13 protein-coding genes and 1 riboswitch are annotated in these 12,368 nt (G+C 53.9%); of the genes, 7 read left to right on the top strand and 6 right to left on the bottom strand.

What is annotated here, in order from left to right; all coding sequences use genetic code 11:
- The first annotated feature begins 430 nt into the window (after positions 1-430).
- Complete coding sequence (gene purH / locus AC0Z7K_RS23945; protein WP_485616210.1) at positions 431-2,020, top strand: bifunctional phosphoribosylaminoimidazolecarboxamide formyltransferase/IMP cyclohydrolase; 1,590 nt, start codon at positions 431-433, stop codon at positions 2,018-2,020.
- Between the two features lie 45 nt (positions 2,021-2,065).
- Positions 2,066-3,355: a phosphoribosylamine--glycine ligase gene (gene purD, locus AC0Z7K_RS23940; protein WP_485616209.1), complete on the top strand. Its 1,290-nt coding sequence runs from the start codon at positions 2,066-2,068 to the stop codon at positions 3,353-3,355.
- A 67-nt stretch (positions 3,356-3,422) separates the two neighbouring features.
- Here the strand turns inward: purD and AC0Z7K_RS23935 are convergent, their stop codons facing one another.
- From AC0Z7K_RS23935 to nudC, 6 genes are all read right to left on the bottom strand, one after another.
- Positions 3,423-4,076, bottom strand: coding sequence for a DUF1481 domain-containing protein (locus AC0Z7K_RS23935; RefSeq protein WP_485616214.1), 654 nt, complete (start codon positions 4,074-4,076; stop codon positions 3,423-3,425).
- 51 nt (positions 4,077-4,127) lie between these two features.
- The gene (hupA, locus tag AC0Z7K_RS23930; protein WP_013577396.1) at positions 4,128-4,400 is read right to left on the bottom strand and encodes a nucleoid-associated protein HU-alpha; all 273 of its coding nucleotides are present in this window, start codon (positions 4,398-4,400) and stop codon (positions 4,128-4,130) included.
- Between the two features lie 190 nt (positions 4,401-4,590).
- Positions 4,591-5,181 carry a YjaG family protein gene (locus tag AC0Z7K_RS23925; RefSeq protein WP_112166712.1) on the bottom strand — a complete coding sequence of 197 codons (591 nt, stop codon included), beginning with the start codon at positions 5,179-5,181 and terminating at the stop codon, positions 4,591-4,593.
- A gap of 70 nt (positions 5,182-5,251) precedes the next feature.
- Positions 5,252-5,932, bottom strand: coding sequence for a deoxyribonuclease V (gene nfi, locus AC0Z7K_RS23920; protein ID WP_413531419.1), 681 nt, complete (start codon positions 5,930-5,932; stop codon positions 5,252-5,254).
- 9 nt (positions 5,933-5,941) lie between these two features.
- Positions 5,942-7,006 (bottom strand): uroporphyrinogen decarboxylase, encoded by a 1,065-nt coding sequence (gene hemE / locus AC0Z7K_RS23915; RefSeq protein ID WP_485616208.1) that lies wholly within the window; start codon positions 7,004-7,006, stop codon positions 5,942-5,944.
- Positions 7,007-7,077: 71 nt separating this feature from the next.
- A complete protein-coding gene (gene nudC, locus AC0Z7K_RS23910; RefSeq protein ID WP_485616207.1) occupies positions 7,078-7,863 on the bottom strand; it encodes an NAD(+) diphosphatase in 786 nt (261 codons plus the stop codon).
- Positions 7,864-7,969: 106 nt separating this feature from the next.
- On the opposite strand from nudC, the gene rsd reads away from it, so the two are divergent.
- From rsd to thiS, 5 genes are all read left to right on the top strand, one after another.
- Positions 7,970-8,485: a sigma D regulator gene (gene rsd / locus AC0Z7K_RS23905; protein ID WP_413531417.1), complete on the top strand. Its 516-nt coding sequence runs from the start codon at positions 7,970-7,972 to the stop codon at positions 8,483-8,485.
- A 71-nt stretch (positions 8,486-8,556) separates the two neighbouring features.
- Positions 8,557-8,682: riboswitch (TPP riboswitch) on the top strand.
- Between the two features lie 134 nt (positions 8,683-8,816).
- A complete protein-coding gene (thiC, locus tag AC0Z7K_RS23900) occupies positions 8,817-10,778 on the top strand; it encodes a phosphomethylpyrimidine synthase ThiC (RefSeq protein WP_485616206.1) in 1,962 nt (653 codons plus the stop codon).
- Complete coding sequence (gene thiE / locus AC0Z7K_RS23895) at positions 10,778-11,428, top strand: thiamine phosphate synthase (RefSeq protein WP_485616213.1); 651 nt, start codon at positions 10,778-10,780, stop codon at positions 11,426-11,428. The genes thiC and thiE overlap by 1 nt, the downstream gene beginning before the upstream one ends.
- Positions 11,421-12,170 (top strand): HesA/MoeB/ThiF family protein, encoded by a 750-nt coding sequence (locus tag AC0Z7K_RS23890; protein ID WP_485616205.1) that lies wholly within the window; start codon positions 11,421-11,423, stop codon positions 12,168-12,170. Before thiE ends, AC0Z7K_RS23890 begins: the two co-directional genes overlap by 8 nt.
- Positions 12,167-12,367 carry a sulfur carrier protein ThiS gene (thiS, locus tag AC0Z7K_RS23885; protein WP_485616204.1) on the top strand — a complete coding sequence of 67 codons (201 nt, stop codon included), beginning with the start codon at positions 12,167-12,169 and terminating at the stop codon, positions 12,365-12,367. The genes AC0Z7K_RS23890 and thiS overlap by 4 nt, the downstream gene beginning before the upstream one ends.
- Position 12,368 lies beyond the last annotated feature (1 nt).

Genomic DNA, 12,368 nt, shown 5'->3' with positions numbered 1-12,368 from the left:
CGCCGGATGCCACTGTTTTTAATCTTTCCCGACCCGGTTACTTCGTGATGTTGTTCACGTTGTTCCCTGTCGATGGAGCGGCATTATAGGGAGTTCTGAGCAGGCCGCAAGGGGTAATTTTAAGAAAAATCACTGTTTGCTGCATTACACAGCAACCCCACAGCTTATACCCTGTTTTGCACAGATTTATCCACAAAAGAACAGGAAACTGAAATTTTGCGAGCGTCGCGCAATCGTTTTCGCTACAATTTCGCGCGTCAGTTTTCGCCGCCCTTTATGGGTTATAAATGAAAAGTCAGTCGCCGAGGGGAAGTTATCTGAGCGCGATCCCACGTTTTTCTGCAAATTGCTCTATATAGAGAGAAGAAAAGCGTCATTGAATTCAGATAACGCTCTTTATTGCGACTCCAAAGCCAAGGATACAACCACCATGCAACAATCTCGTCCAATCCGCCGCGCTCTGCTCAGTGTTTCTGACAAAGCCGGTATCGTAGAATTCGCCCAGGCACTCTCACAGCGTGGCGTCGAATTACTTTCCACTGGCGGAACCGCAAGTCTGTTGGCTAAGGCCGGCCTGCCAGTCACCGAAGTGTCTGACTACACGGGTTTCCCGGAAATGATGGATGGACGAGTCAAAACCCTGCACCCGAAAGTTCACGGTGGCATCCTCGGTCGTCGCGGGAAAGATGATGAAATTATGGCGCAGCACGCTATCGCGCCAATCGACATGGTGGTCGTTAATCTTTATCCGTTCGCACAAACCGTCGCACGCACCGACTGTTCGCTGGAAGATGCCGTAGAAAACATTGATATTGGCGGGCCGACCATGGTTCGCTCTGCCGCGAAGAACCACAAAGATGTGGCGATTGTCGTTAAGAGCAGCGACTACGCAGCTGTGATTGAAGAGATGGATGCCAACAACAGCTCGCTGACGCTGGAGACCCGTTTCAATCTGGCCATTAAAGCCTTCGAGCATACCGCTTCTTACGACGGCATGATTGCCAACTACTTCGGCACCATGGTTCCGGCTTACCACGGCGATACCGAAACGGCCTCCGGACAGTTCCCCCGCACGCTGAATCTGAGCTATATAAAGAAACAAGATATGCGTTATGGTGAAAATAGCCATCAGAATGCAGCCTTCTATATAGAAGAGAACGTCAGCGAGGCATCTGTCGCGACATCGACTCAACTTCAGGGCAAAGCGCTTTCCTATAACAATATCGCCGATACTGATGCTGCGCTGGAATGCGTGAAAGAATTTGCGGAGCCTGCGTGTGTGATCGTCAAACACGCTAACCCTTGCGGTGTGGCCATCGGCGACAGCATCCTGGCCGCTTACGAGCGCGCTTATCAGACTGACCCAACGTCTGCTTTCGGCGGCATCATCGCTTTCAACCGTGAACTTGATGCTGACACCGCCAAAGCGATCATCAGCCGTCAGTTTGTCGAGGTGATCATCGCCCCTTCCGTCAGCGAAGAAGCGCTGGCTCTGACCGCAGCCAAACAAAACGTCCGCGTACTGACCTGTGGTCAGTGGCAAGGTCGGCAAGCAGCATTGGACTTCAAACGCGTCAACGGCGGCCTGCTGGTTCAGGATCGCGATTTAGGCATGGTGGATGCCAATGAGCTGCGCGTCGTCTCTGAGCGCCAGCCGACGGAGCTGGAACTCACAGATGCCCTGTTCTGCTGGAAAGTGGCAAAATTCGTTAAATCTAATGCCATTGTTTACGCGCGCGACAAAATGACCATCGGCATTGGCGCAGGCCAGATGAGCCGCGTTTACTCTGCCAAAATTGCGGGGATCAAAGCGGCGGATGAGGGTCTGGAAGTCGCAGGTTCCGTTATGGCTTCTGACGCCTTCTTCCCGTTCCGTGATGGTATTGATGCCGCCGCTGCGGTAGGCATCACCTGTGTTATCCAGCCGGGTGGTTCAATCCGTGATGATGAAGTGATTAAAGCCGCCAACGAACACGGCATTGCAATGCTCTTCACCGATATGCGTCACTTCCGTCATTAATTTCTTTCAGCGGGTGCGATGCGCCCGCTCATCCGGAGTCTTCGAATGAATATTTTAATTATCGGTAACGGCGGGCGGGAACATGCGCTGGCGTGGAAGGCATCGCAGTCACCTCTGGCTGATAAAGTCTTTGTCGCGCCGGGCAACGCCGGTACCGCGCTGGAACCTTTGCTGGAAAACGTCGATATCGCCGCCACTGACGTTGCCGGGTTGCTGGCTTTTGCCAAAAGTAACGACATCGGTCTGACGATTGTCGGCCCTGAAGCGCCGCTAGTGATTGGCGTGGTTGATGCTTTCCGCGCCGCTGGCCTGAAAATCTTTGGCCCTACGCAGGAAGCCGCCCAGCTGGAAGGTTCTAAAGCCTTCACCAAAGATTTCCTCGCCCGTCACAACATTCCAAGTGCTGATTACCAGAACTTCACCGATATCGAACCTGCGCTGGCGTATCTGCGCAGCAAAGGCGCGCCGATTGTCATCAAGGCTGACGGTCTGGCGGCAGGTAAAGGCGTGATCGTGGCGATGACGCTGAAAGAAGCAGAAGACGCCGTTCACGATATGCTGGCAGGCAATGCCTTCGGCGACGCCGGTCACCGCATCGTGATTGAAGAATTCCTCGATGGCGAAGAAGCCAGTTTCATCGTGATGGTAGACGGCACGAACGTGCTGCCTATGGCGACCAGTCAGGATCACAAGCGCGTTGGGGATGGCGATAGCGGCCCGAACACCGGCGGTATGGGCGCTTATTCTCCGGCGCCAGTGGTGACTGATGAAATTCACCAGCGCGTGATGGATCAGGTTATCTGGCCCACCGTGCGCGGAATGGCGGCTGAAAACAACACTTACACCGGCTTCCTGTATGCAGGTCTGATGATCTCCGCTGATGGCCAGCCGAAAGTGATCGAATTCAACTGCCGCTTCGGCGATCCGGAAACTCAGCCGATCATGTTGCGCATGCGCTCGGATCTGGTGGATCTTTGTCTGGCGGGCGCTGAAGGTCGTCTGGGTGATAAGACCTCAGAATGGGATCCGCGTCCTTCGCTGGGCGTTGTGCTGGCGGCCGGGGGTTATCCGGGCGACTATCAGAACGGTGAAGTCATTCATGGCTTACCGCTCGAAGAAGTACCGGATGGTAAAGTGTTCCACGCGGGCACCCGTTTGCAGGACGAACTTGTCGTCACCAGCGGAGGGCGCGTGCTGTGTGTGACCGCGCTGGGTAAAACCGTAGAAGCCGCTCAGCTGCGTGCTTACGATTTAGCGAAAGATATCCGTTGGGAAGGCAGTTTCTGCCGCAAAGACATTGGTTACCGCGCCATTGACCGCGAGCGCAACCAGTAAATCTGGCTTACCGGCTGACGATCAAAAAAGGCACGCTTCGGCGTGCCTTTTCTTTTGCGGCGGGAAATCAGAGATCGGACTCTTTGGGTTCCCAGCTGCAGAAATCTTCATTGGCGACTAACAGTAATTCGTTGCCTTCCGGCGCGGTCAGCCAGGCTAAACCAAGGTGATCATTACTGCGGCTGGCCCGTTTTGCCAGCCAGACCTGCGAACGCACCGTAAGATTTGGCGTTACCTGCTCGCCCGCGCAGGTGGTAATCACACCCTGCCGCCAGCGAGCCTGAATCAGCCGGACATTACCTGCCTGCAGTACGCTGCTGACATCGAGGATTTTGGCCGCTTCATATTTATAGCGTTCGATGTCATCTGAGGATAATTTTTCCCGTCGTTCAGGAAGCTGCCGCTGCATAAAGCTGACATTACCGCCCTCATCGAAACGCAGCATTACGCCCAAATCAGTTTTGGTTGCATGGGTTTCTTTGACAAGGTGGACTTGCCCATCCTGAAATTCGTATCGGGTAATCACCGTATCGCCACCAAAATAGGGGCTGTAGACGTTGAGAATGGTTTGAGGTTGGTTTTGCGCATTGTTTTCGCGCCATAAGCGGTTGATGCCCTGATCGGCAACATAACCACTGGCGAAGAACTGCGGGGTGGTGTTTTTTGAACTGCAACCCACCAGACCAAGCACCAGTAAACCTGCTACCAGTCTGGGGGTGATAAACTGAAGGGGCTTAAAGGCCCCTCCGCTTATTCTTTTCACTGCAAGCAATTACTTAACAGCGTCTTTCAGAGCTTTACCAGAAACGAACGCAGGCACGTTGGCAGCTGCGATTTTGATTTCTTTACCAGTCTGCGGGTTACGACCAGTACGCTCGTTACGATGATTTACCTTGAAAGTCCCGAAACCAACTAATTGTACAGCATCACCTTCTTTCAGAGACTCGGTAATAGCAGACAGAGTAGATTCAAGAGCAACTTTGGCCTGTGCTTTGGAAAGATCAGCTTTGTCCGCAATTACATCAATCAGTTGAGTCTTGTTCATAAGTTATCCTTTACAGTGTGTTTATCGTTTGCAAAGCATCGAGTGCGACGGATATGCCGATTGACAGCACCCTCCTGCATACACGCACCGATAGCCACTTTTTTTACGCACCCCAAATGTAGACCAGACAGGGTGCGGATGTGAAGCCTTAAGGCACGACAAATCAGGCGTTAAATCACGTTTTCTTGCCTTATTGCGCTAAATTTATGCCAATGTTACTGACAGCGGCTTCACGCAGGTCAGAACGTAACCCTTTTATTAATTCCAGGTCCCGCTCCTCACAGTCAGCCAACAGGCGAAAAATCTCCCATTGGATGTCCCATTCCTCTTCGACAGCTGGGATCACTTTCAGCTCTTCATCGGTCATTTCTTTACCGGCCTGAGTCATCTCCAGCATTGCGACGGTACGAATCGATGTTTCGCTTACCGCAACGGCGTGAGAGAGAGTTTCGCCGCTCAGACGCGAATGGATCAATTCGCCTAATGCGATACAGGCATCAATGGCCGGGTAAACCCCATAGAGGTCGTAATCATCTGAAGAAGGCACCGCCTCCTCCAGCTTTTCGAGCTGTGAGTCAAAATTGACCTTGGCGTCTTTTACCACCAGCGTTTCCCAGATGAGATCCAGGATGCGGCGGTAAACCTGCGGCTCGCCAAACCCGGTTTCCAGACAGAAGGCCTGGTAGTTGGGGTACATGCGTTCACACAAGCTCGCCATAAACGTCACGTGTTGCCAGCTTTCCAGCTTTTCGAGACGTAAATGAATTGGATTACGTAACATGAGTTGATCTCGTTAACTTTTCTGCGCGGGAGTTTACCTGAAATAAATCAATATCCCTATTCCTTGATTCCTAAAGATCATCACTCAACCGTTGCCAGCGTTGAAACGCTGCCCGATTGGATGCGACGGCATCCGCCCAACGCGTTGGCTCCGGCAAACGATATTGCCGCATACAATGTTCGACCCAATACAGCGCCGATTCCATGCTGATGCGATTGCCTGGCGAGATGAACAATGGATTACAGCGTAGCTTACTGCGCCACACCCAGCCAATCTGTTCATCACCCTCGTACAACGCCTGCTGGCTGTACAGCGCCTCATTGAGAGGCAAAAACTGGCCGCATAAACGGCTTTTAGCCACACCGATGGTCGGCACGTCGATCATCAGACCAAAATGGCTGGCGACGCCAAGACGGCGTGGGTGTGCAATCCCCTGCCCGTCGACCAGCACTAAATCAGGGCTCGACGTGAGTTGCTGCCAGGCCTGCAACAACGCGGGAAGTTCGCGAAAGGAGAGGAAACCGGGAATATAGGGCATCACGGTAGGCACGCGGGCAATCTGATATTCCACCAGCTCAAGCGAGGGATAGCGCAGTACCGCCACCGCGGCGCGCGTGACATCGCCGCCCTGCTCAAAGCCAACGTCCACGCCGGCAATCAACGTCGGAGTGGTGAAATCAGGCGGATCCTGCAGTGTTATGCGATCAGCCAGGATCCGCTGCTCTTCACGTAACGCGCGCGTGTCGATCATCTTTCAGTCTTACTCGTGATACTGGCGCGACAGGCTGTGCACCGCTTCCACGAAGGCACCGGCGTTTTCTGGCGGCACATCCTGATGGATGCCGTGACCGAGATTAAACACATGCCCGTTACCTTTCCCGAAGCCTGCCAAAATGGTTTCTACTTCCTGCTCAATGCGCACCGGAGAGGCGTACAGCATGGAGGGATCCATGTTGCCCTGAATCGCCACTTTATCGCCCACGCGACGACGCGCATCAGCAATGTCCGTCGTCCAGTCAAGACCGAGTGCATCACAACCGGTCGCAGCCATCGCTTCCAGCCACTGTCCGCCACCTTTGGTGAAGAGCGTAACCGGCACGCGGCGCCCTTCATTTTCACGGATCAGGCCATCGACGATTTTATGCATGTAGTTCAGGGAGAATTCGCGGTAATCGCGTGGCGTCAGCACGCCGCCCCAGGTGTCAAAAATCATCACGGACTGCGCGCCTGCTTTAATTTGGGCGTTGAGATACAAAATCACGCTGTCGGCGACTTTATCCAGCAACAGATGCATGGTCGCCGGTTCGGCATACATCATCTTTTTGATTTTGGTGAACGCTTTACTGCTGCCGCCTTCGACCATATACGTTGCCAGCGTCCACGGGCTCCCGGAGAAACCGATAAGCGGCACTTCACCTTTAAGATTTTTACGGATGGTGCGAACCGCATTCATCACGTAACCCAGTTCCATTTCCGGATCCGGGATTGGCAATTTTTCTACGTCAGCGCGATTGGTTAGCGGAGAGGAAAAACGAGGGCCTTCACCGGCTTCGAAATACAACCCCAGCCCCATCGCATCCGGAATGGTCAGGATGTCAGAGAACAAAATCGCGGCATCCAGCGGATAGCGACGCAGCGGCTGCAGCGTCACTTCGCAGGCCAGTTCGGCATTCTTGCACAGCGACATAAAATCACCGGCCACGGCGCGGGTTTCTTTGTATTCCGGCAAATAGCGGCCAGCCTGACGCATCATCCATACCGGTGTGATATCCACGGGCTGACGTAACAGGGCGCGCAGGTAGCGGTCGTTTTTCAACTCATTCATTCTGTTTCTTTCCTTCAATATTCGGGCGGCACGGCAATAATCTGACGGTATTCTATCACGCAACACTTGCGCTACACGTCGTCTTCATCGCTCGCCGCGCGGCAGAGCGCCACAGTGTCTTCGATAAGCCTGCGCGCAATGGTGCCCGGCGGCGGTAACATGGGCAGTGCGTCATAACGATACCAGCCCGCGTTCAGCAGCTCTTTAGGATCATGACGAATATCGCCGCTGTCATAATCAGCCATAAAGGCCATCATCAGGGAATTTGGAAAAGGCCACGGCTGCGAACTGACGTAGCGCACGTTTTTCACTCGCACGTTGCTCTCTTCCATCACTTCGCGTGCCACAGTTTCCTCGAGCGTTTCGCCTACTTCGACAAAACCGGCCAGCACGGTGTGAATACCGTTGCGGTGACGGACATGCTGCGCCAGCAAAATTTCGTCGCCACGGCGGATAGCGACAATAATGCACGGCGCAATCTGCGGATAATAACGTTCACGGCAGTGCCCGCAGAGCGCGGCCCATTCAGTTTTGCTGACCTGCATTTCATGGCCGCAGTAACCGCAAAACTTGTGAGAACGATAAAATTCAGCCAGTTGCACACCGCGTCCGACCAGCTGGAATAATCCGCGATCCTTATCGAGTAACTGACGCGCCGAGACCATATGGTTGTGCATCGCCTGACGCACCAGCCAGACCGGTGCGCCCTGCCACTCGCCAATCTGGCGCGCGGTTTTACCGGTCAGAGAGAATTGCGTCGCGCTGCCAAACGGCAGTTCACCCTCAGGCAGCCACAGCTTGCCTTCGTGGCTGATAACCCACCAGCCGTTATGTTGCTCTGTGATCTGTAATTCCATAATTGTTGTTGCATAACCTCGTTGAGACTGACAATCTGAGACAGATATTTACATATTAGTAACCCTTCCAAAACGGATTACTTTTTTACCGCTCACGGAGTCAACCATGCTAAATCGTCTGGAAAGACTGACCCAACGCGTTGGTGGCAGTAATGAGTTAGTCGACCAATGGCTGCACGCCCGCAAAGAATTGCTGGTTTCATACTGCACACTGGTCGGCCTGAAACCCAATAAAGAAAAACATACTCCGCTGAATGAAAAAGCGTTGGATAACTTTTGCCACAACCTGGTGGACTACCTCTCTGCCGGCCATTTCCATCTTTATCAACGCATCATCGATGAAGTCGCGAGCGCAGGCAGCTCAGTCAGATCTCAGGCGTCCAAAATATATCCCGCTCTGGAGCTCAATACTGAAGCTATCATGGCTTTCCATGACAGTTACACAGAAAATGATATTGATGATGACAATGCGTTTGCCTTCCATTATGCATTATCCGATATCGGTGAAGCGTTGGATGCGCGTTTTCAGCTGGAAGATCAATTGATTATTCTGGCCTTTGATCCTGTTAATGGCGCGCCATTACCGCCCGCCAATGATGATCATCTCGCCAGACCGGCGTAACCGGTCTCAGGAACAAACCCTGCACAGGGTGTAGTTTTAGTTGTAGTTTTCAAAACGGCCTCCTATATTGAGGCTTCTTGTCGGAGTGCCTAGCGCATAATTTCCTCACGAAATTACGCCAGGCTGAGACCGTTAATTCGGGATCCGCGGAACCTGATCGGGTTAGTACCCGCGAAGGGAACAAGAGTAATGTTATGCGTTTAGCGCGATTTGGCCTCAGCCTGAAAACGGCCGCCTGCGCTAAACCGCCCATTTTTACTCCTGCCGTAAACCTCCAGACAAGCAATTTTCCATCACGTTTTTTCTATTCGTAGAACACGAGGAATTTGCTATGTCGAGTACCCAAAAATCCGTTACCTCTGAAAAGAAACCCACCAACCGCCGCGAACAGCGCGCACAGGCTCAGTCATTTATCGACAGTCTGCAGGGAGAAGCATTTCCCAACTCCCGCCGAATCTATCTGCAAGGCGGTCGCGCAGATATCCGCGTTCCCATGCGTGAAATCCAGCTCAGTCCGACACTGGTCGGCGGCGGTAAAGACGCTCCGCAATATGAAGATAACGAAGCGATTCCGGTGTATGAAACGGCCGGACCTTACGGTGACCCTGAAGCCTCCATTGACGTCCATGCCGGTCTGGCAAAATGCCGCGCCAGCTGGATAGCTGAACGGGCAGACACCGAAGAACTTCCGCAGGTCAGCTCCGGTTTTACCCAACAACGTCTGGCCGACGAAGGCTTAGATCATTTGCGCTTCGAACTTCTGCCGCGTCCGCGTAAAGCGAAAGCGGGAAAAAACGTCACGCAGCTGCACTACGCGCGCCAGGGGATAATTACGCCAGAAATGGAATTCATCGCCATCCGCGAAAATATGGGACGCGAACGGATCCGGGGGGAAGTATTGCGCCAGCAACATCCGGGGGAAAGTTTCGGTGCGCATCTGCCCGCCAATATCACGGCTGAATTCGTGCGTCAGGAAGTCGCCGCCGGTCGCGCCATTATCCCGGCCAATATCAACCATCCGGAATCGGAGCCAATGATTATCGGGCGAAACTTCCTGGTGAAAGTGAACGCCAATATCGGCAATTCAGCGGTGACGTCGTCCATCGAAGAAGAAGTTGAGAAGCTGGTCTGGTCAACGCGCTGGGGGGCGGACACGGTGATGGATCTCTCAACCGGCCGCTATATCCACGAAACCCGCGAATGGATCCTGCGTAACAGCCCGGTACCCATTGGTACGGTGCCAATCTATCAGGCACTGGAAAAAGTAAACGGCGTCGCTGAAGATCTTAACTGGGAAATGTTCCGCGATACGCTGCTGGAACAGGCCGAACAGGGTGTCGATTACTTCACTATTCACGCCGGTGTGTTGCTGCGCTATGTGCCGATGACCGCCAAACGTCTGACCGGTATTGTCTCGCGCGGCGGATCGATCATGGCCAAATGGTGTCTTTCGCATCATCGTGAAAGTTTCCTCTACGAGAATTTCCGCGAGATTTGTGAAATCTGCGCCGCTTACGACGTTTCACTCTCGCTGGGTGACGGCCTGCGTCCGGGGTCGATTCAGGACGCGAACGACGAAGCACAGTTTGCAGAGCTGCACACGCTGGGCGAACTGACCAAAATCGCGTGGGAATATGATGTGCAGGTGATGATCGAAGGGCCGGGGCATGTGCCGATGCAGATGATCCGCCGTAACATGACCGAAGAACTGGAGCATTGCCACGAAGCGCCGTTTTATACGCTGGGGCCGCTGACCACCGATATCGCACCAGGCTATGACCATTTCACTTCAGGCATCGGTGCCGCCATGATCGGCTGGTTCGGCTGCGCTATGCTGTGTTACGTCACACCGAAAGAGCACCTCGGCCTGCCGAACAAGGAAGACGTCAAACAGGGGCTGATCACCTATAAAATTGCAGCACACGCGGCGGATTTGGCCAAAGGACATCCGGGCGCACAAATCCGCGATAACGCTATGTCGAAAGCACGTTTCGAATTCCGCTGGGAAGACCAGTTCAATCTGGCACTCGATCCCGCCACCGCCCGCGCTTATCACGATGAAACCCTGCCGCAGGAATCCGGCAAAGTCGCGCACTTCTGTTCAATGTGTGGGCCAAAATTCTGCTCGATGAAAATCACTCAGGAAGTCCGCGATTATGCCGCCGCGCTGGAGGCGAAAGCCCAACCGGTTGAAATCGTAGAATCCGGCATGGCTCAGATGTCTGCCGAATTCCGTTCGCGGGGCAGCGAGCTTTATCATCCGGCAGATTTGAGCACGGAGGTGGGAAAATGATGACGTCAGCGCAAAAATTCCCGGCAGTCCCCTTCCATCTCGGTTTATATCCGGTCGTCGATACTGTGGAATGGATTGCCCTTCTGCTGGAGGCGGGCGTTAAAACGCTGCAACTGCGCGTAAAAGATTTACCTGATGCTGAGGTCGAACCCGCCATTATTGAAGCTATTGCGCTAGGGCGACGCTTTCAGGCGCGGTTGTTCATCAATGATTACTGGCGTCTGGCGGTAAAGCATCAGGCTTACGGTGTGCATCTGGGTCAGGAAGATCTGGACACCGCCGACCTTAATGCAATTTATCAGGCGGGTTTACGGCTGGGTGTTTCGACGCATGACGATGCCGAGCTGGCGCGCGCTGTAGCGGTCAATCCTTCTTATATCGCACTCGGGCATATTTTCCCGACGCAGACCAAAGATATGCCGTCGGCTCCGCAGGGTTTGGCGGAATTGACCCGACACATTAAGCAGCTCAACGGCAGTTTTCCGACGGTAGCCATTGGTGGGATCAGCATTGATCGCGCGCAGTCAGTTCTCGACTGCGGCGTCGGCAGTATTGCCGTCGTCAGCGCCATTACACAGGCACCCGACTGGCGCGTAGCCACCGCCGAACTGCTGGCTCTGTGCGCCAGTAAGGTGCCCGAAGATGCTTAACGATGCGGCCTTTATGCGCTACAGCCGCCAACTGATGCTGGAAGAATTTGGCCCGCAGGCGCAGGAGAAATTAGCGGCGGCGAAAGTGCTTATCGTCGGGCTCGGCGGGCTTGGGTCACCGGCGGCACTTTATCTGGCGGCGGCCGGTGTCGGCACGTTACTGCTGGCCGACGACGACAAACTCCATCTCACCAATCTTCAGCGGCAAATCCTCTACCGTACCGGCGATCTGGATCAACCTAAAGCTACGGTAGCAAAGCGCGAATTACTGCGCCTGAATCCGTTATGTGAAATCGTCGCGCTCACTGAAAGGCTGGCCGGCGAAGCGTTACGTAATGCTGTCGCCACTGTCGACCTCGTTTTGGATTGCAGCGATAACATGGAAACGCGGCATGCGATCAATCACGCATGCGTATCTGCGGGCAAAACATTAATCAGCGGAAGTGCCGTCGGATTTGGCGGGCAGTTGTTAGTGATCGAAGCGCCTTATGCTCACGGCTGCTACGCCTGCCTGTATCCCGATCAGGAAATCGTACAACGAAACTGCCGGACGTCCGGCATTCTCGGGCCGGTTGTTGGTACGATCGGCACGCTTCAGGCGTTAGAGGCCCTGAAATTACTGGCGGGTTTATCCAGCACGCTGAGCGGAAAACTCCGGCTGTTCGACGGAAAAACACAAAACTGGCGTTCTCTGCAACTCACCCGCTCGGCCTCCTGCACTGTCTGCGGAGGTCATGCATGAATATTCAGGTTAACGATGAACTGCACCATTTTACTGAACCGCTGACGCTGCTCGACCTGCTCAATCTGCTGGCACTCAGTGCTGAAGGCAGCGCGCTGGCGGTCAATCAGGTCATTATTCCCCGCGATAACTGGCCTTCTCACTTACTGAAAGACGGCGATCACGTTTTGCTTTTTCAGGCGATAGCCGGAGGATGAC

Source organism: Rahnella sp. 1L-D-7-B-C2, assembly GCF_057290995.1.
This window is presented reverse-complemented; position numbering and strand designations above follow the sequence as displayed.

Bases quoted from the DNA above. Each gene is read 5' to 3' on its own strand.
- purH (WP_485616210.1), top strand. From the start codon at position 431: ATGCAACAATCTCGTCCAATCCGCCGCGCTCTGCTCAGTGTTTCTGAC.
- purD (WP_485616209.1), top strand. From the start codon at position 2,066: ATGAATATTTTAATTATCGGTAACGGCGGGCGGGAACATGCGCTGGCG.
- hupA (WP_013577396.1), bottom strand. From the start codon at position 4,400: ATGAACAAGACTCAACTGATTGATGTAATTGCGGACAAAGCTGATCTT.
- AC0Z7K_RS23925 (WP_112166712.1), bottom strand. From the start codon at position 5,181: ATGTTACGTAATCCAATTCATTTACGTCTCGAAAAGCTGGAAAGCTGG.
- nfi (WP_413531419.1), bottom strand. From the start codon at position 5,932: ATGATCGACACGCGCGCGTTACGTGAAGAGCAGCGGATCCTGGCTGAT.
- hemE (WP_485616208.1), bottom strand. From the start codon at position 7,006: ATGAATGAGTTGAAAAACGACCGCTACCTGCGCGCCCTGTTACGTCAG.
- nudC (WP_485616207.1), bottom strand. From the start codon at position 7,863: ATGGAATTACAGATCACAGAGCAACATAACGGCTGGTGGGTTATCAGC.
- rsd (WP_413531417.1), top strand. From the start codon at position 7,970: ATGCTAAATCGTCTGGAAAGACTGACCCAACGCGTTGGTGGCAGTAAT.
- thiC (WP_485616206.1), top strand. From the start codon at position 8,817: ATGTCGAGTACCCAAAAATCCGTTACCTCTGAAAAGAAACCCACCAAC.
- thiE (WP_485616213.1), top strand. From the start codon at position 10,778: ATGACGTCAGCGCAAAAATTCCCGGCAGTCCCCTTCCATCTCGGTTTA.
- AC0Z7K_RS23890 (WP_485616205.1), top strand. From the start codon at position 11,421: ATGCTTAACGATGCGGCCTTTATGCGCTACAGCCGCCAACTGATGCTG.
- thiS (WP_485616204.1), top strand. From the start codon at position 12,167: ATGAATATTCAGGTTAACGATGAACTGCACCATTTTACTGAACCGCTG.